The 23,595-nt window shown below is 43.7% G+C and carries 24 protein-coding genes, 2 tRNA genes and 1 pseudogene; 10 read left to right on the forward strand and 17 right to left on the reverse strand.

Features of this window, described 5'->3' with window-relative positions; translation table 11 throughout:
• The first annotated feature begins 21 nt into the window (after positions 1 to 21).
• Positions 22 to 645 carry a hypothetical protein gene (locus tag NLG07_RS07045; RefSeq protein ID WP_254854775.1) on the forward strand — a complete coding sequence of 208 codons (624 nt, stop codon included), beginning with the start codon at positions 22 to 24 and terminating at the stop codon, positions 643 to 645.
• Between the two features lie 128 nt (positions 646 to 773).
• Positions 774 to 899, forward strand: coding sequence for a DUF3149 domain-containing protein (locus NLG07_RS07050; protein ID WP_254854776.1), 126 nt, complete (start codon positions 774 to 776; stop codon positions 897 to 899).
• On the opposite strand, the gene smrB is transcribed toward NLG07_RS07050, so the two are convergent.
• Positions 900 to 1,424, reverse strand: a complete 525-nt coding sequence (smrB, locus tag NLG07_RS07055) for an endonuclease SmrB (protein WP_254854777.1) — start codon at positions 1,422 to 1,424, stop codon at positions 900 to 902.
• A gap of 146 nt (positions 1,425 to 1,570) precedes the next feature.
• On the opposite strand from smrB, the gene prmB reads away from it, so the two are divergent.
• Together prmB and aroC are read left to right on the forward strand one after the other, a co-directional pair.
• The gene (prmB, locus tag NLG07_RS07060) at positions 1,571 to 2,446 is read left to right on the forward strand and encodes a 50S ribosomal protein L3 N(5)-glutamine methyltransferase (protein WP_254856831.1); all 876 of its coding nucleotides are present in this window, start codon (positions 1,571 to 1,573) and stop codon (positions 2,444 to 2,446) included.
• A 68-nt stretch (positions 2,447 to 2,514) separates the two neighbouring features.
• Entirely contained in the window at positions 2,515 to 3,615 is a 1,101-nt protein-coding gene (aroC, locus tag NLG07_RS07065; protein WP_254854778.1) for a chorismate synthase, read from the forward strand.
• Here the strand turns inward: aroC and NLG07_RS07070 are convergent, their stop codons facing one another.
• The 4 genes from NLG07_RS07070 to sodB all read right to left on the reverse strand — a co-directional run bounded on the left by NLG07_RS07070 (position 3,616) and on the right by sodB (position 9,172).
• Positions 3,616 to 5,145, reverse strand: a complete 1,530-nt coding sequence (locus tag NLG07_RS07070) for a SpoVR family protein (RefSeq protein WP_254854779.1) — start codon at positions 5,143 to 5,145, stop codon at positions 3,616 to 3,618. It lies immediately after the preceding gene.
• Entirely contained in the window at positions 5,142 to 6,449 is a 1,308-nt protein-coding gene (locus NLG07_RS07075; protein WP_254854780.1) for a YeaH/YhbH family protein, read from the reverse strand. The genes NLG07_RS07070 and NLG07_RS07075 overlap by 4 nt, the downstream gene beginning before the upstream one ends.
• 3 nt (positions 6,450 to 6,452) lie before the next feature.
• Positions 6,453 to 8,375: a PrkA family serine protein kinase gene (locus NLG07_RS07080; RefSeq protein WP_254854781.1), complete on the reverse strand. Its 1,923-nt coding sequence runs from the start codon at positions 8,373 to 8,375 to the stop codon at positions 6,453 to 6,455.
• Positions 8,376 to 8,590: 215 nt separating this feature from the next.
• Positions 8,591 to 9,172, reverse strand: coding sequence for a superoxide dismutase [Fe] (gene sodB / locus NLG07_RS07085; RefSeq protein WP_254854782.1), 582 nt, complete (start codon positions 9,170 to 9,172; stop codon positions 8,591 to 8,593).
• A 214-nt stretch (positions 9,173 to 9,386) separates the two neighbouring features.
• On the opposite strand from sodB, the gene NLG07_RS07090 reads away from it, so the two are divergent.
• The gene (locus tag NLG07_RS07090) at positions 9,387 to 9,725 is read left to right on the forward strand and encodes a Grx4 family monothiol glutaredoxin (protein WP_254854783.1); all 339 of its coding nucleotides are present in this window, start codon (positions 9,387 to 9,389) and stop codon (positions 9,723 to 9,725) included.
• 96 nt (positions 9,726 to 9,821) lie between these two features.
• Here the strand turns inward: NLG07_RS07090 and NLG07_RS07095 are convergent, their stop codons facing one another.
• The 11 genes from NLG07_RS07095 to NLG07_RS07145 form a co-directional block, all read right to left on the reverse strand.
• Positions 9,822 to 10,016, reverse strand: coding sequence for a (2Fe-2S)-binding protein (locus NLG07_RS07095; protein WP_254854784.1), 195 nt, complete (start codon positions 10,014 to 10,016; stop codon positions 9,822 to 9,824).
• A gap of 82 nt (positions 10,017 to 10,098) precedes the next feature.
• On the reverse strand, positions 10,099 to 10,728 hold the full coding sequence (rnt, locus tag NLG07_RS07100; protein ID WP_254854785.1) for a ribonuclease T: 630 nt from the start codon (positions 10,726 to 10,728) through the stop codon (positions 10,099 to 10,101).
• 163 nt (positions 10,729 to 10,891) lie between these two features.
• Entirely contained in the window at positions 10,892 to 11,563 is a 672-nt protein-coding gene (gene nth, locus NLG07_RS07105) for an endonuclease III (protein WP_254854786.1), read from the reverse strand.
• Between the two features lie 3 nt (positions 11,564 to 11,566).
• Positions 11,567 to 12,262, reverse strand: a complete 696-nt coding sequence (locus NLG07_RS07110) for an electron transport complex subunit E (RefSeq protein WP_254854787.1) — start codon at positions 12,260 to 12,262, stop codon at positions 11,567 to 11,569.
• On the reverse strand, positions 12,255 to 12,911 hold the full coding sequence (gene rsxG, locus NLG07_RS07115) for an electron transport complex subunit RsxG (protein WP_254854788.1): 657 nt from the start codon (positions 12,909 to 12,911) through the stop codon (positions 12,255 to 12,257). Before rsxG ends, NLG07_RS07110 begins: the two co-directional genes overlap by 8 nt.
• The gene (gene rsxD / locus NLG07_RS07120) at positions 12,908 to 13,966 is read right to left on the reverse strand and encodes an electron transport complex subunit RsxD (protein ID WP_254854789.1); all 1,059 of its coding nucleotides are present in this window, start codon (positions 13,964 to 13,966) and stop codon (positions 12,908 to 12,910) included. The genes rsxG and rsxD overlap by 4 nt, the downstream gene beginning before the upstream one ends.
• Positions 13,966 to 15,609 (reverse strand): electron transport complex subunit RsxC, encoded by a 1,644-nt coding sequence (rsxC, locus tag NLG07_RS07125; RefSeq protein ID WP_254854790.1) that lies wholly within the window; start codon positions 15,607 to 15,609, stop codon positions 13,966 to 13,968. Before rsxC ends, rsxD begins: the two co-directional genes overlap by 1 nt.
• Positions 15,609 to 16,190 carry an electron transport complex subunit RsxB gene (gene rsxB, locus NLG07_RS07130; RefSeq protein WP_254854791.1) on the reverse strand — a complete coding sequence of 194 codons (582 nt, stop codon included), beginning with the start codon at positions 16,188 to 16,190 and terminating at the stop codon, positions 15,609 to 15,611. Before rsxB ends, rsxC begins: the two co-directional genes overlap by 1 nt.
• Positions 16,190 to 16,768, reverse strand: a complete 579-nt coding sequence (rsxA, locus tag NLG07_RS07135; RefSeq protein ID WP_254854792.1) for an electron transport complex subunit RsxA — start codon at positions 16,766 to 16,768, stop codon at positions 16,190 to 16,192. Before rsxA ends, rsxB begins: the two co-directional genes overlap by 1 nt.
• A gap of 140 nt (positions 16,769 to 16,908) precedes the next feature.
• Positions 16,909 to 16,985: transfer RNA gene (locus NLG07_RS07140), tRNA-Asn, on the reverse strand.
• Between the two features lie 23 nt (positions 16,986 to 17,008).
• Positions 17,009 to 17,085, reverse strand: a tRNA-Asn gene (locus tag NLG07_RS07145).
• A 715-nt stretch (positions 17,086 to 17,800) separates the two neighbouring features.
• On the opposite strand from NLG07_RS07145, the gene NLG07_RS07150 reads away from it, so the two are divergent.
• From NLG07_RS07150 to NLG07_RS11910, 3 genes and pseudogenes are all read left to right on the forward strand, one after another.
• A complete protein-coding gene (locus tag NLG07_RS07150) occupies positions 17,801 to 19,126 on the forward strand; it encodes an MATE family efflux transporter (RefSeq protein ID WP_254856832.1) in 1,326 nt (441 codons plus the stop codon).
• A 4-nt stretch (positions 19,127 to 19,130) separates the two neighbouring features.
• Complete coding sequence (gene uvrB / locus NLG07_RS07155) at positions 19,131 to 21,149, forward strand: excinuclease ABC subunit UvrB (RefSeq protein WP_254854793.1); 2,019 nt, start codon at positions 19,131 to 19,133, stop codon at positions 21,147 to 21,149.
• Between the two features lie 4 nt (positions 21,150 to 21,153).
• Positions 21,154 to 21,264: pseudogene (locus tag NLG07_RS11910) on the forward strand (LysR family transcriptional regulator); the annotation flags it as partial.
• A 9-nt stretch (positions 21,265 to 21,273) separates the two neighbouring features.
• Here NLG07_RS11910 and queC read toward each other — a convergent pair.
• Positions 21,274 to 21,945 (reverse strand): 7-cyano-7-deazaguanine synthase QueC, encoded by a 672-nt coding sequence (gene queC, locus NLG07_RS07160; RefSeq protein WP_254854794.1) that lies wholly within the window; start codon positions 21,943 to 21,945, stop codon positions 21,274 to 21,276.
• Positions 21,946 to 22,024: 79 nt separating this feature from the next.
• Here queC and queE point away from each other — a divergent pair, with 79 nt between their 5' ends.
• Both queE and NLG07_RS07170 read left to right on the forward strand, forming a co-directional pair.
• Entirely contained in the window at positions 22,025 to 22,696 is a 672-nt protein-coding gene (gene queE / locus NLG07_RS07165) for a 7-carboxy-7-deazaguanine synthase QueE (protein ID WP_254854795.1), read from the forward strand.
• 43 nt (positions 22,697 to 22,739) lie between these two features.
• Complete coding sequence (locus NLG07_RS07170; protein WP_254854796.1) at positions 22,740 to 23,591, forward strand: transporter substrate-binding domain-containing protein; 852 nt, start codon at positions 22,740 to 22,742, stop codon at positions 23,589 to 23,591.
• The last annotated feature ends 4 nt before the right edge of the window (positions 23,592 to 23,595 follow it).

The following is a 23,595-nucleotide window of genomic DNA, read 5'->3' on the forward strand; positions in this document are numbered from 1 at the left end:
ATTAATAGAGTGGCTGTTTTGATGAAAGTTCAAAAATTATTTAAAAAAGTATTAATTTTATTCTTTCCCTTGTTAATACTGGGCTGTACAGCGTCTCCACCCCAAAACGCAGAAAATTTATGTGAGATATTTTTCGAAAAGGATGATTGGTACGATGCTGCTGCGCAAATGCGAGACAGTTATGGCGTGCCGATCCACATACCTATGGCGATGATGTATCAGGAAAGTTCCTTTCGCGCCGACGCCAAACCGCCCAAGGATTATATTTTATGGGTGATCCCTTGGGGGAGAGTCTCTTCAGCATATGGATACTCTCAAGCCAAGACACCAACATGGCAAGATTATATTCGTGAAACGGGTAATTCAGGGGCTGATCGGGATGATTTTGCAGACGCCATTGATTTTATGGGGTGGTTTATTAGCAAAAGTCAAAAAGTGAACGGGGTCTCAAAGTGGGATGCATACGCTCAGTATCTGAATTATCACGAGGGCTGGGGAGGCTATCGCCGTCAGACTTATGCAAAAAAACCTTGGTTAAAGAAGGTTGCAAAACGGGTAAAAGAGCGTGCGAGTCGTTACAGTGCGCAACTCAAAACCTGTGAAGACGAGTTATCAAGAAACTGGTTCATGCGTTTATTCACCTAATTATTTGATCAGGATCAAAGTTAACACTCCGTCCCATCACGAGCAGTTCTGGCATTTGATCTAGATCATTCCACCTTTGCCACCGGCATATAAAATGACCTTAGATAGTTTATTTTTTGAGGTGATATATGATTGATTTATTACTGACAGATCCAGTGGCTTGGGGTTCTGTATTAGGAATTTTTATCGTGGTAGTAATGTGTTTGTACTATGCGTATATGTTCATTCACAACTCTGCAGATGAGAGTAAATAATCAACGTCTGACCCATTCATCTGGAATATCCATTAGCACTAAGATGCACGCAGAGCCACCATACTGTTTGGGGGCTTGGCAGAATCCAATGATATCGGGATGCTGTACTAGGTAATGTGGAATTTTTTGTTTCAGAATACCTTGGCCGTGACCGTGCATAATGGCCACGCATAACTCGTTATGCTGTTTGGCGTCATACAGCAGTTCAAGGAGGACACGCTTCGCTTGTTGTTGGGTCAAACCATGCAAATCCGCTTCGACGTCTGGCGGAAATTCTCCTTTTCGTAATTGTTTGATTTTACTGTGATTATTCTTGTCGCCACGGTACCAAAATAGTTGTTCATTATCGCCAAAATGCGCTTCGTACATATCAGAAAATTCGACTTCTGCAGTGCTACGGGACTGTTTTTCAGCAATAAATTGGCGTTTCGTTTTGACGTTTCGGCGAGGTGGGATCTTGTCCTGCTCCAGTGGCTTAACATCACTAAACAGGTATTTAAAATCCATATTGTCATCGTCGGTCATAATTGCTCAATATCCACTGTAAAAATAAAAATGCTCCAAGCGCTTATTTTTAGTATTATATACCCACGCAAATTATCCACAAGCAAGATACAGTGAAAACATCCTCCATCCCATTATTTGTCGATATCGTATCAGATCTGCACACTATGCTAGACTGGACTCGTTTCGCTACGACTCAGATGCACCAAGCGGATCTATTTTTTGGGCATGGCACCGATAACGCATGGGACGAATCTGTCGTTTTGGTCAGTCATTGTCTTTCTTTGCCCGCAGATCTTGCGCAAAAGACGTCAGACATGTTGTTTCAGTCTCGCTTGACCAGCTTTGAAAAAGCCAATATTTACGACTTGTTAGAAAAACGAATCGAGTCTCGAGAGCCGTTACCGTATCTAACCAATCAGGCTTGGTTTTGTGGGTTGCCATTTTACACAGACAAACGAGTTTTGATCCCACGCTCGCCTATTGCTGAATTGATTCAAGATGGATTCAGTTCGTGGTTAACTCAGCCGCCGCAACTCATAATGGACTTATGCACAGGAGGGGGCTGCATTGCTATCGCAATGGCGTATGCTTTCCCTAGCGCACAAGTCGATGCTTTGGACATATCTGAAGACGCATTAGCTGTTGCCAATGAGAATATCCTAGCACACGGCCTTGAAGAGCGAGTCTTTGCGATTCAGTCGGATGTTTACAGTAGTGTTCAAGGGCAAAAATACGACCTTATCGTAGCGAATCCTCCTTATGTAGATGCGGAGGATATGGCTGATCTACCACAAGAATTTTTGCATGAGCCCGCTCTTGCTTTGGCAGCCGGTGACGATGGGTTAGATATTGTGGAAACTATTTTAAGGCAAGCAACTCAACATCTGACACCACAAGGGTGGTTGTTTGTTGAAGTAGGGAATTCTTTAGTTCATATGGAACAACGCTTTCCAGGTTTGGAGGTGGAGTGGATTGAGTTTGCCAACGGTGGAGACGGAGTCTTTGCGGTACCATTTGAAACACTCAATGCGTATTTTTAAGGCGTTATTACAAAGTTGTATAAGCGTCCTCGCATTACATAACAGAATAATATAGATAGGTGACAACAGTGGCTGGTAACAGTTTTGGACAATTATTTAGAGTAACAACGTTTGGTGAGAGTCATGGCATTGCCATTGGTGGTGTGGTAGATGGTGTGCCACCAGGGTTAGAACTTTCTGAGGCGGATTTACAAGGGGATTTGGATCGTCGCAAGCCAGGTACATCTCGCTATACAACGGCTCGTCGTGAAGACGATGAGGTGCAAATTTTATCAGGTGTGTTTGAAGGCGTGACGACTGGCTGTAGCATCGGTTTATTGATCAAAAATAAAGATCAGCGCAGTCAAGATTACTCCAAAATCGCCGATCGTTTTCGTCCTGGCCACGCCGATTATACCTATCAGCAAAAATATGGTACTCGAGATTACCGTGGGGGAGGCCGTTCATCGGCACGTGAAACAGCGATTCGAGTTGCGGCTGGCGGTATTGCCAAAAAGTATCTCAAGCAGGTTTTTGGTATTGAGGTGCATGGCTATTTGTCACAACTTGGTCCAGTGGCAATCGAAACTGTTGATCATACAATTACAAACACGAATCCGTTCTTCTGTCCCGATGCGTCCAAACTCGATGCACTGGATCAATACATGCGTGATCTCAAAAAATCAGGTGATTCTATTGGTGCTAAAGTCTCTGTGCAAATTACCAATATGCCAGTGGGATTGGGTGAACCTGTATTTGATCGATTAGATGCTGATTTGGCGCATGCCATGATGGGTATAAATGCAGTTAAAGGTGTTGAGATTGGTGATGGCTTTGGCGTCGTCACGCAAAAGGGCAGTGAGCATCGCGACACGTTGACGCCTGATGGATTTGCTTCTAATCATTCAGGTGGTGTACTAGGAGGTATTTCAACAGGACAAGATGTGTTGGTTCATATGGCACTTAAGCCTACCTCCAGCATTACTGTGCCTGGAGAAACGATTACTATAAATGGTGAAAAAACAGACGTTATCACCAAGGGAAGGCATGATCCTTGTGTCGGTATTCGAGCAGTACCCATTGCTGAAGCGATGGCTGCCATTGTCATCATGGACCATGTGCTAAGACATCGTGCACAAAACGCAGATGTGCAATCACAGACGCCTGTGATCCCAGGCGCCATCAAGTAATTACTGAGAGTATTCGCTGGGACATCGCCCAATGGTGGCGATGGTTCCATCGTCATTCAACTGTTCGAGTTTGACATCAAAGCCCCACAATCGGTGCAGGTGTTTCAACACCTCATGTCGAGATTTAGCTAACGGTATACTGTTATGAGGGACATAGCGTAACGTTAAAGATCTATCCCCTCTTACATTCACATTATGCACTTGAATATTAGGTTCAAGATTACTCAAGTTATATTGAGCTGAGAGTTTCTCTCGAATTTTGCGATAGCCGGACTCATTGTGGATTGCCGAAACTTCCACATAGTCGTTCTTAACATCATCATTGATAGCGAAAAACTTGAAATCTCGCATTACTTTGGGGGACAAAAACTGACTGATAAACGACTCGTCTTTGAAGTTATGCATTGCAAAATGCACAGTCTCAAGCCAATCTTTGCCCGCTACGTCAGGTAGGAATTCATAATCCTCAGGGGTAGGATCTGTGCACATTCGTTTGATATCCATAAACATAGCAAAGCCTAGTGCATAAGGATTGATCCCAGAGTAATAGGGGGAATTATAATTTGGTTGAGCGACGACTGATGTATGCGAGTGTAAAAACTCCATAATGAAACTGTCACTGACTTTACCTTCATCGTACAAGTGATTCAAAATATGATAATGCCAGAAACAGGCCCAACCTTCGTTCATGACTTGAGTTTGTTTTTGCGGGTAAAAATACTGAGATACTTTACGTACAATGCGCACTAATTCCCGTTGCCAAGATTCAAGTAAAGGGGCTTTTTTCTCAATGAAGTACAAAAGGTTCTCTTGAGGCTCGGGAGGAAAACGCACTTCGTCTACTTTTTCGGCTTTTTTACTCTTTGGTAGGGTGCGCCATAAATCGTTTACTTGGCTTTGCAAGTACTCGGCTCTTTCGTTTTGTCGTGCGATCTCATCAGCAATAGATATTTTGGCTGGACGTTTGTATCGGTCCACACCGTAATTCATTAAAGCATGACAGGAATCAAGAATATCTTCGACAGCCGATACTCCGTGTTTTTGCTCACATTGTGCGACATAATTTTTGGCAAACACTAAATAATCGATAATCGAAGAGGCATCAGTCCATGTCTGAAAAAGGTAATTGCCTTTGAAAAACGAATTATGCCCATAACATGCATGTGCCATAACAAGTGCTTGCATGGTTATGGTATTTTCTTCCATCAAGTATGCAATACATGGGTCAGAATTTATGACAATTTCGTAGGCTAAGCCCATTTGCCCCCGGCGATACCCTTGTTCGGTGGAAATAAACTTCTTACCGAATGACCAATGGGTGTAATTTAAAGGCATACCAATGCTGGCATAGGCGTCCATCATCTGCTCAGCAGTAATGATTTCGATTTGGTTCGGGTAGGTGTCGAGTTTGTAGATTTTAGCAACCCGGTCGATTTCTTTTTCGTAATCGGCCAGTAATTCAAAACTCCAATCTGGACCGTCACTTAGCCTATCTGATTTAGAGCGTTTCAGTTCGTCTAATGGCATCATAATTCTCCAGCTCCAGCGGTACCTGTGGCTTTGCGTTCAGCTTCTTTTTTGAACAATTCTCTAAAGATGGGAAAAATATCTTTTTCTTCTTGGATATGCTTCATCGCAAAATTACTGTACTCATTGGCCACCATCTCGTACTCACGCCATAAGCTTTGATGTTGACGTTGCGAGATCTCAATGTAGGCGTAATAACGTGTTATTGGCAACAACTGTTCACGTAATATCTTACTGCACGCAGGGGAGTCATCTGCCCAGTTGTCTCCGTCAGACGCTTGGGCTGCGTACACATTCCATTCACCAGCAGCATAGCGCTCAGATACGATTCCATGCATCATTTTGAGTGCACTCGACACAATCGTACCGCCCGTTTCTTGGGAGTAAAAAAACTCCTGTTCATCGACTTCTTTGGCTTGTGTATGATGGCGAATATAGACTACCTCGACGTCTTTATAATTCCGAGTCAAAAACAAGTACAACAAAATATAAAAGCGTTTCGCCATATCTTTAGTTGCTTGATCCATAGATCCTGATACATCCATCAAACAGAACATGACCGCTTTTGAAGTAGGAATAGGCCGCTTATCATAATTTTTGAATCGCAAGTCAAAGGTATCGATAAAAGGCACGCGTTTGATACGAGCTTTCAATTCTGCAATTTCAGTTTCTAGCGCTTGAACTTTTAAAGTATCTGGTACTGGCTCACAGAGTCGCTCAGCTAATTCAATTTCGCATTCTGCAAGGCGACGTTTCTTGCCTGCAGATAACGCAATACGCCTGGCCACTGAACCTTTAAGTGAGCGAACTATATCAAGATTTGCGGGTACGCCATCGGTTTGAAATCCAGCGCGGTAGGTTTCATACTGAATGACCTTATTGTGTTGGGTTTTTTTCAGATTAGGTAATGCGAGATCGTCGAATAACAAATCCAAATATTCATCTTTTGAGATTTGAAATGAAAACTGATCTTCGCCTTCACCTGAATCAGAAGCGTCACCTTCGCCACTGCCTCCACCACCTTCGCCCCCTTCAGGGCGAGGAATGCGGTCACCTTGGTTAAACTGATCATTCCCAGGATGGACCATATCTCGAATCCCGCCCTTATCGGTATGAAATATGGGCTCTGAAACATCTCTAGACGGAATAGAGATGCTTTCACCAGTCTCTAAATCGGTAACACTGCGTTGGCCGACTGCATCAGACACCGAGCGTTTTATTTGTTGCTTATAGCGACGCAGAAAACGCTGGCGGTTGACTGTACTTTTACCTTTGCCGTTAAGACGGCGGTCAATAAAATGCGCCATGGGCTAAGACGCCTTTCTTACTCGCAAATACCATTCGCAGAGTAAGCGTACTTGTTTTTGCGTGTACCCTTTCTCTTCCATGCGTGCGACGAAATCGTCGTGTTTTTTCTTATCGTCTGCAGATCCTTTGGTGTTAAATGAAATCACAGGCAACAAATCTTCGGTATTAGAGAACATCTTTTTCTCTATGACGGTGCGTAATTTCTCGTAACTCGTCCAATTAGGGTTTTTGCCTTCATGATTGGCTCTAGCGCGAAGAACAAAATTAACAATTTCATTGCGGAAATCTTTCGGATTACTGATGCCTGCCGGTTTTTCAGTTTTTTCCAATTCGGCGTTGAGCGCTTCACGGTCAAATAACTGTCCAGTTTCTGGATCTCGATATTCTTGGTCTTGGATCCAAAAGTCCGCATATGTGACGTAACGATCAAATAAGTTTTGACCATATTCTGAGTAGGATTCAAGGTATGCCGTTTGAATCTCTTTGCCAATAAACTCCACGTATTTGGGAATGAGATAGCCTTTTAGGAACTCTTTGTATCGCTCAGCGATGTCTCCAGGGAATTGCTCACGTTCAATTTGACGCTCGAGCACATAGAAAAGGTGCACTGGGTTTGCCGCGACCTCACTGTGATCAAAATTAAACACGCGGGATAAAATCTTAAATGCAAAACGTGTAGAAAGACCATTCATGCCCTCATCGACGCCAGCGTAATCACGATATTCTTGATAAGACTTTGCTTTGGGATCAGTATCTTTGAGACTTTCCCCATCGTATACCCGCATCTTGGAATAAATACTAGAGTTCTCAGGTGGTACCAGACGTGACAGTACTGAGAATTGCGCAAGGATATCAAGCGTGTCTGGTGCACATGGGGCACCGATGAGCTCTGAACTTTCCAGTAATTTTTTGTATATTTTGATCTCTTCCGACACGCGTAAACAATAGGGGACTTTAACGATATAAACACGGTCTAAAAAGGCTTCATTGTTCTTGTTATTGCGGAATGTTTGCCATTCAGATTCATTCGAGTGAGCCAAGATTAAGCCATCAAATGGCAGTGCAGAGAAACCTTCAGTTGGATTGTAGTTGCCTTCTTGTGTTGCAGTCAAAAGCGGATGTAGCACCTTAATCGGTGCTTTAAACATCTCTACAAATTCCATCAGCCCTTGATTGGATTTACACAATGAACCTGAATAGGAATAAGCATCTGGGTCGTTTTGAGCGTACTCTTCTAAACGACGTATATCAACTTTACCCACCAGTGCTGATATATCTTGATTGTTTTCATCGCCAGGTTCCGTTTTGGCAATACCAACTTGGTCGAGTATGGAAGGATAGACACGAACCACCTTGAATTGGGTAATATCACCATTGTATTCATGAAGGCGTTTACGTGCCCATGGGGACATAATGGTTTTGAGGTAACGCCCGGGAATACCGTATTCTTCCTGCAGTATTTTACCATCTTCATTGGGGTCAAATAGAGCAAATGGATGGTCATTCACTGGAGAGCCTTTGATGGCATATATAGGGCATTTTTGCATGAGTTCTTTTAAGCGTTCAGCAAGCGATGACTTGCCGCCACCAACAGGACCAAGTAAATATAGCACTTGTTTCTTTTCTTCTAAGCCCTGGGCCGCATGTTTTAAATAAGATACGATTTGTTCAATCGCTTCTTCCATACCGTAAAATTCAGAAAATGCAGGATACCGTGCAATGACACGATTGGAAAAAATTCGACTCAAAGTAGGATTTTGAGAGGTGTCAACCATTTCAGGTTCGCCAATGGCTTTAAGTAAACGCTCTGCGGCGTTGGCGTAGGTACTTGGATCCTCCTTGCAGAGTGCTAAATACTCTTGAATGGTAAGTTCTTCCTGTTTATGTTCTTCATAACGTTGTTGGTAATGCTCAAAAATACCCATAACTTCTCCAGGTCAGCCGATTAAACTTTCTTTTATTTTAAGCTTAGACCCAAGAACGCTGTCCTGCTTAGAAATATCGAAAGAAAAATCTTTCAATGTGTGATAAAGCTTTGAAACGTTGGAACTATTAATTGGTACGGAGATGTTTGAAATAAAGATTAAAAAAAACCCACATATAATATGCGGGTTTCTTAAATAGAATCTTGAAGCGTTTTTTATGCAGCGAAGTTTTCGCTTGCAAAGCTCCAGTTGGCTAATGCCCAAAAACCTTCAAGGTAGTTAGGGCGAACATTGCGGTAATCGATATAATACGCGTGTTCCCATAGGTCAACGGTCAATAGTGGAGTGTGGCCGTCGGTGATTGGCGTGGCAGCATTAGAAGTGTTAACGATGTCTAGTTCGCCATCAGCGGTCTTAACTAACCACGTCCAGCTAGAACCAAAGTTGTTGACCGCTTTGTCGTTAAACGCAGCTTTGAAATCAGCAAATGAGCCCCACTTAGCATTAATGGCATCAGCTAATGGACCTGTTGGTTCACCACCAGCATTAGGTGACAAGCTATTCCAATAAAAAGTGTGGTTCCAAACTTGAGCAGCATTGTTGAAAACACCGCCGTCTGATGACTTAACAATCTCTTCAAGCGATTTGCCTTCGAAATCGGTACCTTCAATAAGACCATTTAATTTGGTGACATAAGTTTGATGATGTTTGCCGTGATGAAACTCAAGAGTCTCAGCTGAGATATGAGGTTCTAGTGCATTTTTTTCATAAGGTAATGCGGGTAATTCAAAAGCCATGAAAGTTCTCCATTCGTTAGCATAATATTAGTGTTACGGTTAATGATATATGACTCATTTTGTGGAAAACAAGCCCTTATTGAATGATTAAATCATTTAACTGGTCACATAGGATATATGTTTTTTGCATAAATAAGTTCACTTCTATTTCATACCTCTTGAAAAAACAGGCATAATAACCATATCTAGTAAAAACATACTTTGAAGGTTATGCATGGAAACAGTTGAAAAGATTAAGCAACAGATCGCTGAGAACCCAATTCTTTTATACATGAAAGGCTCACCAAAATTACCCAGCTGTGGCTTTTCGTCACAAGCGTCTCAAGCACTCATGTCTTGTGGAGAGCAGTTTGCTTATGTGGATATCCTGCAAAATCCGGACATTCGAGCGGAACTACCCAAATTTGCAAACTGGCCAACATTTCCCCAGCTTTGGGTTGACGGTGAGTTGATTGGTGGATGTGACATTATTTTAGAAATGTTTCAGCAAGGTGAACTACAAGAGCTCATCAAAGAAACTGCACAAAAATACCCAAGCTCCGATTCAGAATAATCTTATTTGTTCGAAAAACGTGCAAAAAAAAAGCGACTCAACTGAGTCGCTTTTATCGTTTTGGAGCATCGTTACAATGCTACGAATGAGAAAAGGTTAGCCGACATCTTTGAATAATGATTCATCAATAATCGTGTCATCAATAATGGCTTGAGCAGATTGAATGCAGGTACCGCACTGTTCGCCTAACGTTAATACGTTCTTTAACTCTCGAATATTGCCGACACCGTGCTCTTGCACCGCCTCTTGAATATCTTTATCTGTAACGCCGAAACACATACATACAAACATTGAGGATACCTAATAAATGACTATGTAAATAATAATAGTTCTCATTTGCTATAAATGCAAATGAATTTTTTACTTTTTTTATTTAATAAGTAGAACCATGTATCGGCCATCCACCTAACGCTTGATAGTGGTTGTGCATGTGACAAAACAGCTCTGCGGTTTTTTGTGTATCGTACAAGGCACCATGGGCTTGTTTCTGGTCAAAGGCAATACCAGCGACTTCGCATGCTTTGACTAACACTGTCTGACCTAAGGTTAATGCCGCTAGTGTTGTGGTATCAAATGACACAAATGGATGAAATGGAGTGCGCTTAATCTTGCTTCTGTTGATGGCTGCATTGATGAAGCTGTGGTCAAATGCCGCATTATGTGCAGTAATGATAGAACGCTGACACTGGTTTTTCTTCTGCGCTTTACTCACCATCTTACACAGCTCTTTCATTGCTGTTTGCTCGTCAATTGCACCACGCAGAGCACAGTTCACATCGATGCCGTTGAATTCTAGAGCAGATTGCTCAAGATTGGCACCCGCAAACGGTTCAATGTGCGCATGGTAGGTTTCGTCGATTGCCAATTCACCGGTTTCAGGGAGCATTTTGAGCGTGATCGCCGCAACTTCTAATAAAGCATCAGTTTGCGCATTAAATCCAGCCGTTTCGACATCGATAATAACTGGAAAATACCCGCGAAAACGCTGATTTAATGCAAACATAACAACTCCAAAACGGCTAGTAGCATTATTATCGCAACCTCTGAAGCAGACTACTAGCACCAAATACAATTTTTGCTAAAAATGTTTCAACTAATTTTACAATTTAGCTTTGAAGGCATTGCATTTGCGATATTGACCTACAAAAATAACTCTGCAGATTCAATTATCGCTTGGCTCGTTTCTGAGCGTCTTTAATCACTTGGTTGATAAAGCTTTTACGACCGTATTGTCGAGTGATAATGCAACGGTCAAGGGAAAACCCCCTAGCTGGGCAGTATTCTCTGCCATAGAAGATGATCTGTAAATGTAAGTCGTTCCATTTTTCCTTGGGAAATAAACGTTTTGCGTCACGCTCCGTTTGCTCCACGCTTTTACCATTTGATAAGCCCCAGCGATACATTAAGCGGTGAATATGCGTATCGACTGGAAATGCAGGTACCCCAAAGGCTTGCGCCATGACGACAGAGGCGGTTTTATGACCCACCCCAGGCATGGCCTCTAATGCTGCAAAATCCTGTGGCACTTCGCCACCGTGTTGCCGAATAATCATCTCAGAGAGATGCCAGATACCTTTTGATTTCATTGGTGATAAACCGCATGGTCTAATAATGGCTTGAATTTCTTCAATACTCATTTTTACCATGTCATACGGATTATCTGCTTTGGCAAATAGCAAGGGAGTGATTTGATTAACCCGCTCGTCGGTACATTGTGCGGATAAGAGCACTGCAATTAGAAGTGTATAAGGATCTTTGTGATCCAATGGGACTGGCACTTCGGGGTACAATTCTTCGAGAATCGCAATAATGGCTTCGACTTTTTCGCTCTTGGTCATGATTTAACTCTCTGCGGTAACTCTAGCGCGTTCAACGATTTTCTCAGGTTTTGGCGCAAACTTCGCTTCTAACCTCGGATCAAGGATGTTTTTTAATGCGATTAATAACCCCATCCCAATAAATGCACCAGGGGGCAATATCGCTAACAAAAAGGGATTATCTGGCACAAAGAAAGTGATTTTTAAATCAACCGCCCAAGCGCCCAATAACAGCTCTGCTCCGCTAAACAAGGTACCACTGCCAAGAAGCTCTCTGACTCCGCCTAACAGCACCAAAACTAGCGCAAAACCAGCGCCCATAATAAAGCCATCGTAGGCTGAAGGGAGAAGGTCATGCTTGGCAGCAAAGGCTTCAGCTCGTCCAATAATCGCGCAGTTCGTTACGATCAGAGGAATGAAAATCCCCAATGCCAAATACAACTCAAACGTAAACGCTTGCATGAGCAGTTGAATAATCGTCACAAAAGCTGCGATCACCATCACAAAAATAGGAATGCGGATCTCGTTCGGCACATAATGACGCACTGCAGAAACCGTAATATTCGAGCCCATCAACACAAATAATGTGGCCAAACCCAAGCCTAAGCCGTTAATGGCTGTACTTGTTACTGCGAGTAGGGGGCACAACCCGAGAAGTTGTACGAGCGCTGGATTATTTTTCCATAATCCTTGCCATGTGAGCTCTTTGATATCAATCATTTAGGCTATCCTCAACGGCACATTGATTATTGGCGCGGGCAATTTGTGTAAGGTTTTGTTGCACATACAAAGCCGTTTTGGCAATTGCCTGAGTTAACGCTCGAGGTGTGATAGTTGCACCGGTAAAGGCGTCAAACTGACCACCGTCTTTTTTGACCGTCCATTGGATTTGGACCTCAGGTGTAATTTCACGATTATTGAATTCATAGATCCAAGGACTGATACGCTCGTCAATTTTGTCGCCCAAGCCAGGGGTTTCCATATGTTGTAAAACACGGACGCCAGTCACAGTGGTAAAACCCTCTCCAGCAAGGCCGACAATAAAGCGGATGGCACCGCTATAGCCATTCGGAGCGACACTCTCTACCGCCACAGCACTCAATTCAGAACCTAAACGCCCGCGATAGGCTTTGAGATTGCTGGTGTTACCAAGCGCTTGTACCACAGGTAAGGCAATGCAATCGTGTTGGATATCATTATCGTAATGAGTACTCGGCACCACATCACCAATGACACTGAGTAACTTTGCTTGTTCTTGCGCTGTAATTCGGTCTTTCGTTCCAAGGTAAGTCAGAGTGACTAATCCTGCGACACACAAAGCAAACACACTTAATATCGTCGCATTCTTTCGAGTATTTTGCACAATCATGATCGCGCTCCATAAGTGCGAGGTTGTGTGTAATAATCAATTAAAGGCACAGCTATATTCATCAACAACACTGCAAAAGCGACGGCATCGGGATAGCCACCAAAAGTTCGAATGATGACGGTCCAAAAGCCAATCAACACGCCAAATATAATGCGACCTTTAGGTGTGGTGGAACCAGAAACCGGGTCGGTTACAATGAAAAACGCACCAAATAAGACGGCACCCGATAACAAATGAAATAAGATTCCGCCAGTCGCATCAGGCATCAACATGTTCAGAATTGCAGCGGTCACTATCACGCCAGCCAACATGCTCAGAGGCATGTGCCATGAGATGAACTTGCGCCACAGCAAAAATAACCCACCTGCTAAATACGCCAGAGCCACCCAACTCCAGCCATACGCGAAACCTGTGTCTGAATTGAAGATAGGTGCCTGCATGGCTTCACTATAGGTTTCGCCTAATAACAATGAAGAGCGCACCGCATCCAAAGGGGTAGCTTGAGTTACACCATCTACGCCAAGTCGCAACTGAGTCATGTCGTACCCACTGACACTGAAACCCGTAAAGACCACACTTAATGCGTCTGCGAAGTCGTAAGGGTAAATGGCCATATTTTGCACGGGGGCCCACATTGTCATAGCCAGAGGGAACGAGATCAGCAACATCACATATCCGCCCATTGCAGGGTTAAACATATTAAAACCAAGGCCACCATACAGTTGTTTCACGATAGCGATACTAAAAAACGTGCCAATGACGATCAGCCACCATGGTGCAAGAGGCGGGATGCTTACGGCTAATAATAGCGCAGTGAGTACTGCCGAATAATCCGATAAGACGGGCTTGGCAGCGCGCTTTCTCAATTTCATTATACCCGCTTCTGTTACGACTGCGGTTACGATTGCCAAGATAAGTTGAATCAGTACTCCCCAACCAAAAAACCACAGCTGTGCCATTATCCCTGGGATACAGGCGTAACAGACCGCACGCATGACACTGGCAGTATCGCGACGAACTCGATTGTGCGGGGAACTTGATAAACTGAACTGCATTATTTTGACGACTCATCATTATTATTAGGCGTGCCGGCATCGTTAGCTTTGGCCGCCTGTTGTTTTTTTGCTTTAGCTCGAGCAAGTGCTGCTGCTATCTTGGCTTTTGCATCACCGCCGTTATTTTCCATGGCAGCTTTTCGTGCCTCGGCAGCTTTGCGGTGTTTTTCTTCGCGGGCGCGTTTCTCAGCTTCAAGTCGTGCCTGCCTTTGCTCAAATCGTTGCTTGGCTTTTTCTGACTTTTGTTGTTCGTCCAGCTGCGCTTTTATTTCTGCTTTGGCTTGACGATAATATTGTACTAGCGGGATCTCACTGGGACACACATAGGCGCACGCACCACACTCAATACAATCCGCCAGAGCGTATTCTTCGGCTTTCGCAAAGTCTTTTGCTTTGCTGTACCAATACAGTTGTTGCGGTAATAAACCAGCAGGGCAGACATCTGTGCAGTAACCGCAGCGAATACATGGCTTTTCATCGTCAATATCAGGCAATTCATCCGCAGCGGGTACTAAAACACAGTTTGTGATTTTGACCACAGGAACACTATCATTGGTGACCGTAAAACCCATCATCGGACCGCCCATAATCACTTTGTGACGTTTTTGTTTGGCTGGCTGATACTGAGCAAAGGCAAGTAAATCAGCCATTGGTGTACCTAACAACGCCCAAACATTCTGTGGCGCTTCGAGCGCTTCACCGGTGAGAGTCACCACACGCTGAACTAAAGCTTTGCCGTAGATGATGGCATCGGCAATTGCAAAACAAGTGCCGACGTTGAACATCATACAGCCAATGTCCATAGGTAAACCAGAGCGAGGCACTTCATGTCCGGTGAGCGCTTGAATCAATTGTTTTTCACCGCCTGCTGGGTATTTGGTAGGAACACTTGCCATGGTCATTGACGCATCTGAACCACAAGCGGTTTTAAGAGCTTCAAAGGCCTCGGGTTTGTTGCTTTCAACGGCAATGATGATTTCTTTGGGCTTCACCAAATAACGCAAGATATCAATGCCTTGTTTAATTTGCCAAGCGTGCTCGCGCATGATGCGATCATCTGAGCTGATATAGGGCTCACATTCAATGCCATTAATGATCAAACATTCCACGCCATGGTCATGTTGCGTTTTGATATGCGTTGGAAAGCCAGCACCACCTAAGCCACTGATTCCTGCATGACGGATGCGTTCAATTAATTTGACTGGTTCGATCGTTCGATAATTTTCGAAGGGCGGCATGATATGCCAATCTTCAGCGCCATCAGGTTCTAACACAATTGTGGTTTCAGGTAGGCCTGACGCATGGGCACTTGGATGTTCAGTGATGTCCGTAATGATACCTGAAGTACTGGCATGAACAGGGACCGCAAAAGGATGTGAGCTATGGGTCAATGCTTGGCCTTTTTTTACTCTATCGCCCACGGCAACGATCAGACTACCTTGCATCCCAGAATGTTGTTTAAGAGGTATATAAAGAGTTTTGGGCACCGGCATGGATGCAATAGGAGCCTGATTGGATAATAACTTTGCCTCAGGTGGGTGCACACCTCCAGGAAAATTGTGCAGTCGACCAGCTTTAATAGCTTCAACGACTGCTGCACCGTCAACACGTTCAAGAATACCCATTTTGGCAAAAGCTTCCATTATGACACCTGCTTTATATCGATGTTGCCGACAGTGCCACTGGCATTCTTACCGAGATGCCACTTGAAGTTAGCGGGCGTTTCTTTAACCGGAAGCATGTCGATACAATCAACCGGGCAGGGGGCAACACATAAGTCACAGCCTGTGCATTCATCAACTATGACCGTATGCATTTGCTTGGCAGCGCCAATAATCGCATCTACCGGACACGCTTGAATGCATTTGGTACAGCCAATACATTCTGCTTCACGAATGTAGGCTACTTTTTTGACGTCTTCAACACCATGGGCACTATCTAGGGGTTTGGGTTCTACTCCCATGAGATCGGCGAGTTTTTTGATGGTTGCTTCACCACCGGGAGGACATTTGTTGATTTCATCGCCATTGGCAATCGCTTCAGCGTACGGTTTGCAGCCTGGATAGCCACACTGACCACATTGAGTCTGTGGCAATATGGCATCTATTTGGTCCACCAAAGGATCGGACTCGACTTTAAATTTGATGGCTGAATAACCGAGGATTGCCCCAAATATCAAAGCCAGTAAGCCAAGTATAATCAGCGCAAACGCAAACAAAGACATCAAGACACCAACCCTGTAAAGCCCATGAATGCTAGAGACATCAAGCCAGCAGTGACCATGGCAATGGCCGCTCCACGAAATGGGGTGGGCACATCAGCAGCAGCTAAGCGCTCTCGCATTGCGGCAAACAATATCATGACCAATGAAAAACCCACTGCAGCACCAAAACCATACACAATGGATTCGGTCATTGAATGCTGTTCCTTAATATTAAGTAACGCTACACCTAACACCGCACAGTTTGTTGTGATCAGAGGCAAAAAGATACCGAGTAAGCGATATAATGTCGGACTGGTTTTGTGTACCACCATCTCGGTAAATTGTACGACCACTGCAATGACCAATATAAATGATACGGTACGTAAAAACTGCAAATCAAAAGGGATCAAAAGGTAAGTTTCAATTAAATAACTGGCTAAAGAAGCTAATGTAAGCACAAAGGTTGTCGCCATCGACATGCCTATGGCGGTTTCAAGTTTGCTAGACACACCCATAAACGGGCACAGTCCCAAAAACTGTACCAAGACAAAATTGTTAACTAGCACTGTACTAATGAGCAGTAATACGAATTCAGTCATTATCTGTAAGGGGTAACGGAAAAAACTTAATGTGTATATTATCTAATGTTTAACGAACATAAACAATGATTTGGGTCATTTTAATCTGGAAAAACAGGTTAAAACTTTATTTGAGTTAATATGGAATAAAACAAAGTGGATGGCTCCCCCTCCCCGACTCGAACGGGGGACCTGCGGATTAACAGTCCGTCGCTCTAACCAACTGAGCTAAGGGGGAATCGTAAGGAAGATAGGTTGAGATGGCTCCCCCTCCCCGACTCGAACGGGGGACCTGCGGATTAACAGTCCGTCGCTCTAACCAACTGAGCTAAGGGGGAATCGTCTTCTCAACGAGCGCGCATATTAAAGATTGCAGGCATCTGTGTCAACTCCAATAAGACAAAAATTTCAAAAATAATGGATCACTTTTCATGTTATTAATTTTTTAAATAAACATATAACCAAATTGAATTAATAAACATTTGAGCACTGGCTGTTTATACAGATTTTGTATTGAGTGTAACAAATCTTTAATATTTGAGCGTGAGCGTATGCTAACCTAAAATTTGAGCATATGACGTCAAAACTTTGTTCTATCTGGCCTTTTTACGTTATCCACTTTATCTGTGGATAACTATGTGTGTAGTTTTTGCTCCTGCAATATGTGTGAATTTTTGTGCAGATTAAAAATGCAACAATAGATTTTGTTAAACATCAAGATTGCCAATGAATATCGAGCCTTGGAGTGATGCAATAAGTAATAAGATTTTTTTTATGTTGCTGCGAGTGATAACGATATCTCTTGTGAATAAAGATTATCAACATTCATTAAATTACACAAAGATTCTATGGTTCATCAATACAATTTACTTTTACTGGTGGCTTTATGACCCATTTGTACAAAAAATGAATTGTAAAAAATATGTTATTCTTATGACAGTTTAATGACTTGAATTGCAGGTGCGGTATGTAAGGGGGTGTGGTAGTATTTGATGGTTAATTTAAGGATATCGTGTGTCAGAAGTAAAAGCCACCAAACCAGCTCCGAACCGGATGTTGGAAGGCTCTATTGCGCAAACGCTCAAAGAGCTTACCCTACCCATGATTTATGGCATGATATTATTGATGTCATTTGGGTTAGTCGATACATTTTTTGTGAGCTTGTTAGGTACCAATGAGCTTGCGGCAATTAGTTTTACCTTCCCTGTCACCTTCACTGTAATAAGTTTAAACATCGGCTTAGGCATAGGCACATCCGCAGTCATCGGCAAATTATTGGGCGCAGGCCAAAACCGAGACGCCCGTTTAAGTGCCATGGCTGCACTAATGAGTGTGTTTTTGTTGGTGGGCATGTTATGCGCCAGTGGCTTGTTGAGTATTGAACGGGTCTTTTCTCTGTTAGGTGCTGAATCCGCTCAGTTACCGCTGATAACTGACTACATGTCAGTATGGTATCTGGCAGGGGTACTTTTAGCTATCCCAATGGTTGGCAACTCGGTGTTGCGTGCGTCCGGTGATACCAAAACACCAAGTATCATTATGGCCTCTGGAGGGGCAATCAATGCCGTTTTGGATCCGTTTCTGATTTTTGGGTTAGGTCCATTTCCAGCAATGGGCATTCAAGGTGCGGCGATTGCGACAGCGATAGCATGGGCAACAGGTGTTGTATGGATAATTGTTTTACTGATAAAACGCGAGTTGATGGAGCCGCGTTTGCTTAATCTGACAGAGTTTCTTACACACAGCAAAGACGTATTAAGAATTGGCTTTCCGGCGGCGGGAGCGAACATGCTTACACCCATTGCCACGGGTGTTGTGACTGCCATTGTTTCAGGGTTTGGTGCGACGGCTGTGGCTGCGTGGGGCGTAGGAGGTCGTTTAGAGACGATTGCCTGCATTGTGATGCTGGCTCTGTCAATGTCGTTGCCGCCTTTACTGTCCCAGAATCTCGGGGCGAATCGCATCGATCGCGTAAAAGAAGCTTATCAACTTTCGCTTAAGTTTGTACTGGGCTTTCAATTATTGGTATTTGTGTGTTTGCTGATTACGGCACCATGGATTGCCAAAATCTTTGCCAGAGAGCCTGACGTTACCGAATGGATCACCCTATTTTTGATGATTGTGCCGCTCGGTTACGGTGTGCAAGGGGTGGTGGTTTTGACTAATTCAGCATTCAATGCTATCCATCAACCCATGCACGCATTAGCACTCAATGCGTTGAGGTTATTTGTGTTTTTTGTACCTTTTGCTTTTGTAGGCAGTATATATTATGAGTTATACGGCGTCTTTTGGGGCATCGTCCTGGCCAACGCCGTAATGGCCTTTATTTCTTATTGGATGTTCAAACACAGTTTAAATCAGCTTTCGACAGGTAGTTAAATCAGTGGCTAAGCCTTTTACAATTCAATCCAAATATTCTCCAGCGGGTGACCAGCCTACCGCCATTGCACAATTAGTTGAAGGTTTAGAGGCGGGGTTGGCACAACAAACATTATTGGGTGTGACGGGTTCTGGTAAAACTTTTACCATGGCCAATGTCATTGCCGAGGTACAAAGACCCACGCTGATTTTAGCTCATAACAAAACTCTTGCTGCTCAGTTATATGGAGAGATGAAAGAATTTTTCCCGAATAACGCCGTAGAGTATTTTGTTTCATATTACGATTACTATCAGCCAGAAGCATATGTGCCATCGACCGATACGTTTATCGAAAAAGACTCCTCGATCAACGACCACATTGAGCAAATGCGTTTATCCGCAACAAAGGCTTTGATGGAGAGAAGAGATGTTGTGATAGTCGCATCCGTGTCGGCGATTTATGGTTTAGGCGATCCCGAATCGTACATGAAGATGTTATTGCATCTGCGTCAAGGCGATACGATGGATCAGCGTGATATATTACGCCGATTGGCAGAATTGCAATATAAACGAAATGACATTGCTTTTGAACGCGGCGCATTTCGGGTGCGTGGTGATGTGATTGATATTTTCCCTGCAGATTCTGAGAAGCAAGCGATCCGTGTCGAGTTGTTTGACGCTGAGATTGAGAAGATCAGCTACTTTGATCCACTTACGGGTGAGGTGGAAAAATCTGTCGCACGAGCAACCGTCTTTCCTAAAACGCATTATGTGACGCCACGAGAGCGTATCTTGAATGCCGTTGAAAATATAAAAGACGAATTAGAACAGCGCCGCACACAACTTAAAGAAGCCAATAAACTACTGGAAGAACAGCGTATTTCTCAACGTACCCAGTTTGACATTGAAATGATGCTGGAATTGGGATTTTGTTCAGGGATCGAAAACTATTCGCGTTACTTGTCAGGCCGAGCACCCGGCGAACCACCACCGACATTAATTGACTACTTTCCCAAAGATGGCTTGTTGATCATTGATGAATCGCATGTAACCGTATCGCAGATTGGCGCCATGTATAAAGGGGACCGTTCGCGAAAAGAAACCTTGGTTGAGTACGGTTTTCGTTTGCCTTCTGCACTGGATAATCGGCCACTCAAATTCGACGAGTTTGAGCATATCTCCCCTCAGACGATTTATGTGTCGGCGACCCCTGGAAACTACGAGCTTGAAAAGTGCTCAGGCGAAATAGTCGAGCAAGTTGTCAGACCAACGGGGCTTCTTGATCCTGTTATCGAGATACGTCCTGTGGCGACACAAGTAGATGATGTATTGTCTGAAATCAATAAACGTGTAGAGCTTAATGAACGGGTATTGATTACCACATTGACCAAGCGTATGGCCGAAGATTTGTCGGAATACCTTAACGAGAATGGTGTAAAAGTCAGATACTTGCATTCAGATATAGATACAGTGGAGCGGATCGAAATCATTCGCGATTTGCGAATTGGTAAGTTTGATGTATTAGTAGGGATTAACTTGCTAAGAGAAGGCTTGGATATGCCTGAAGTGTCTTTAGTTGCGATTCTAGATGCGGATAAAGAAGGTTTTCTGCGTGCAGAAAAATCCCTCATTCAAACTATTGGCCGTGCTGCTCGTCACCTTAATGGACGTGCGATTTTGTATGCGGATAAAATCACCGGCTCGATGAAAAAAGCCATTGATGAAACGGAGCGTCGCCGCGCCAAGCAACAAGCTCATAATGAGGCAAATGGTATTACTCCGCAATCCTTGATCAAACCAATCACCGACATCATGGATATTGGCGATGACGATGCCCATCCAGCATCCGGTAAGGTGAAGCTGCGCAAAGTGGCTGAAAAAGAGAAGAAATACAAAGCCATGACCGCGACCGATATCATGGGTAAAATCAGTGAATTAGAGCAACAAATGTTTGAGGCCGCACGCGAACTGGAATTTGAAAAAGCCGCGAGTATTCGCGATGAAATCGAACAATTACGCGCCGAAGCGGTCAAGATTTCTTAATAATTTTGAACATGAACGGTTCAGGATGAATGGCAAAAATACTCGTCTTAATCCGGCGTTACGTTACTTGATCAAAGAATTATCGCATTTTGTGACGCTATCACACCGCAATTAAGACAGAATATTACTCGTACTCCAATGGATCGATAAGCTGGTTTTCGGCAAAGGCTTCAAGGCGTTCGACACACGCGCCGCATTTGCCACAGGCTTTTGTGCGCCCGTTGTAACAAGTCCAGGTATTGCTGTAATCAAGCGCTAAGGCTTTGCCAACGGCTAAGATTTCGCCTTTTGTATGATGTAGAAAAGGCGTTTCAATACTGACTGGATCATAGTTTGCAATGGCGCAAACGTCTTTCATTTTTTGTACAAACTCAGGTCGGCAATCCGGGTAGATCGCGTGATCGCCTGAATGGGCTCCGTAATAGACCGCTGGGGCTTCAAGTGACACAGCATATGCCACAGCCATCGATAAAAGTACCATATTGCGATTTGGCACGACCGTTGATTTCATGCTTTCTTCAGCGTAATGCCCTTCCGGGATCTCAATGTCATCAGTCAAAGAAGAGCCTGCCATAAGGGTATTTATGGCTGAAATATCAACAATCTTGTGGGTAATTTTCAATCCTTGACAAACTGTTTTGGCCGCCTCAATCTCTCTGACGTGACGTTGACCGTAGTTGAAGGTCAAACAGGCAACCTCGTCAGGTGCAAAACCTTGCGCTAAAACATGATGTAGTAGCGTGAATGAATCCATCCCGCCTGAATAAATAATCACCGCACGTTTTTGTTGAGCCATGAAAGCATATACCTGTCTTGTTATTTTGCGGTATTATACCTGCAAACGATACACTCATACAAAGTGTTAGAGGTAGGTTGTGAAATATCCAATCAATGAAATTTTTGAGTCGATCCAAGGTGAGGGCAGTCACACCGGCGTGCCATCCGTATTTGTTCGCATGCAAGGTTGTCCAGTCGGTTGCCCGTGGTGTGATACTCAGCATACTTGGCCGGTTGCCAAAGCCGATATCATAGCCATAGAGTCATTGCGCAGGAAACGAGAAGATGCGCCAACGCATGCTCAATTTACCGTTGAACAACTTCTCACTGAATATGAGACAAGAGGATATCGGGCAAAACACATAGTCATAACTGGCGGTGAGCCGTGTATGTATGATTTACAGCCTTTAACGTCCGCTTTAATGACTCAAGGGTTTAGCGTGCAAATTGAAACATCAGGTACGTTTCCGATCCGCTGCCATGATGACGTATTTGTTACGGTTTCACCCAAGATTGATATGCCTGGAGGCTATCACATATTACCAGAAGCTGTGCAACGTGCTGACGAGATCAAGCATGCTGTGGCGATGCAAAAACACATTGATGCGCTGGATGCTTTGCTCTCTGGGCTTGAATTAGCGCGTCAACCTTCAATTTATCTACAACCTATTTCTCAACAAACACGGGCAACAGAATTGGCGATTCAGACCTGTATTGCACGTAACTGGCGTTTATCTTTGCAAACCCATAAGTTTATTGGCATAGAATAACGTCTAGTGTTAACCTTATGTTAACTCCGAAGCGGATAGTTTTATGCGAATCTGGAAAACGTTATTTTGCAGTTTTATCGTGCAAATGCACTTTGTTGCTCAGGCAGCGGTGTGGGATATTACGTATCCCAAGAATATCAATCATGAGACCATTCATAATCAATACGCAATTGCGCTACTGGAACTCGCCCTCCAAAAAACCGGTGTGCGCTATCAACTCCAGCAAACTGATAATGTGCTCACGCAACAGCGCGCCATACAACTGCTTTCGGATAATCGACAAATTAATGTGATGTGGTCGATGACTGATGTGGATCGAGAATCGCTGTTAACGCCAATCAGAGTCCCAATTTATAAAGGGTTAATAGGTTGGCGCGTGTTATTACTGCACGAGACTAACCAAAATCAGTTCGCTAATTTGGATCCTGACAGTATGTGTGAATTGACCTTAGTTCAAGGGTTAAATTGGCCGGATAATAAGATCTTACGCAGTAACGGCTTCAATGTTGTTAATGCCTCAGATCATCTTGAAGCATTTCAATTAATGCGCGATCGGCAAGTCAGTTTATTTGCGCGTTCCGTGATCGAAGTATTAGATGAGTTAGGTAAGCCGGAATTAACGAACGGGCTCTTGCTAGAACCGAAGTATGTTTTACAGTATCCGACTGCGGTCTATTTTTTTGTAAACTCTGGGGATCGGATTTTACGTCAATTAATCGAGCAGGGCTTAGAACAAGCCGTCAAAGACGGCACAATGGATGCGTTATTTGAACAGACTTATGCGAAATTACTCGCTAAAATTGAATTGACGGATCGCATCAAAATTCCATTAAAAAACCCACTGTTGCCAAAATCGACACCAGTGGGTGATATACAATTGTGGTATGCACAATAAGGAG

The sequence above is a fragment of the Alteromonas sp. LMIT006 genome (assembly GCF_024300645.1).
In the GTDB taxonomy this organism is placed as follows: domain Bacteria; phylum Pseudomonadota; class Gammaproteobacteria; order Enterobacterales; family Alteromonadaceae; genus Opacimonas; species Opacimonas immobilis.

Coding starts and splice junctions, on each gene's coding strand:
- NLG07_RS07045 (WP_254854775.1), top strand. CDS start 22: ATGAAAGTTCAAAAATTATTTAAAAAAGTATTAATTTTATTCTTTCCC.
- NLG07_RS07050 (WP_254854776.1), top strand. CDS start 774: ATGATTGATTTATTACTGACAGATCCAGTGGCTTGGGGTTCTGTATTA.
- smrB (WP_254854777.1), bottom strand. CDS start 1,424: ATGACCGACGATGACAATATGGATTTTAAATACCTGTTTAGTGATGTT.
- prmB (WP_254856831.1), top strand. CDS start 1,571: ATGCTAGACTGGACTCGTTTCGCTACGACTCAGATGCACCAAGCGGAT.
- NLG07_RS07070 (WP_254854779.1), bottom strand. CDS start 5,145: ATGATGCCATTAGACGAACTGAAACGCTCTAAATCAGATAGGCTAAGT.
- NLG07_RS07075 (WP_254854780.1), bottom strand. CDS start 6,449: ATGGCGCATTTTATTGACCGCCGTCTTAACGGCAAAGGTAAAAGTACA.
- NLG07_RS07080 (WP_254854781.1), bottom strand. CDS start 8,375: ATGGGTATTTTTGAGCATTACCAACAACGTTATGAAGAACATAAACAG.
- sodB (WP_254854782.1), bottom strand. CDS start 9,172: ATGGCTTTTGAATTACCCGCATTACCTTATGAAAAAAATGCACTAGAA.
- NLG07_RS07090 (WP_254854783.1), top strand. CDS start 9,387: ATGGAAACAGTTGAAAAGATTAAGCAACAGATCGCTGAGAACCCAATT.
- NLG07_RS07095 (WP_254854784.1), bottom strand. CDS start 10,016: ATGTTTGTATGTATGTGTTTCGGCGTTACAGATAAAGATATTCAAGAG.
- rnt (WP_254854785.1), bottom strand. CDS start 10,728: ATGTTTGCATTAAATCAGCGTTTTCGCGGGTATTTTCCAGTTATTATC.
- nth (WP_254854786.1), bottom strand. CDS start 11,563: ATGACCAAGAGCGAAAAAGTCGAAGCCATTATTGCGATTCTCGAAGAA.
- NLG07_RS07110 (WP_254854787.1), bottom strand. CDS start 12,262: ATGATTGATATCAAAGAGCTCACATGGCAAGGATTATGGAAAAATAAT.
- rsxG (WP_254854788.1), bottom strand. CDS start 12,911: ATGATTGTGCAAAATACTCGAAAGAATGCGACGATATTAAGTGTGTTT.
- rsxD (WP_254854789.1), bottom strand. CDS start 13,966: ATGCAGTTCAGTTTATCAAGTTCCCCGCACAATCGAGTTCGTCGCGAT.
- rsxC (WP_254854790.1), bottom strand. CDS start 15,609: ATGGAAGCTTTTGCCAAAATGGGTATTCTTGAACGTGTTGACGGTGCA.
- rsxB (WP_254854791.1), bottom strand. CDS start 16,190: ATGTCTTTGTTTGCGTTTGCGCTGATTATACTTGGCTTACTGGCTTTG.
- rsxA (WP_254854792.1), bottom strand. CDS start 16,768: ATGACTGAATTCGTATTACTGCTCATTAGTACAGTGCTAGTTAACAAT.
- NLG07_RS07150 (WP_254856832.1), top strand. CDS start 17,801: ATGTTGGAAGGCTCTATTGCGCAAACGCTCAAAGAGCTTACCCTACCC.
- queC (WP_254854794.1), bottom strand. CDS start 21,945: ATGGCTCAACAAAAACGTGCGGTGATTATTTATTCAGGCGGGATGGAT.
- NLG07_RS07170 (WP_254854796.1), top strand. CDS start 22,740: ATGCGAATCTGGAAAACGTTATTTTGCAGTTTTATCGTGCAAATGCAC.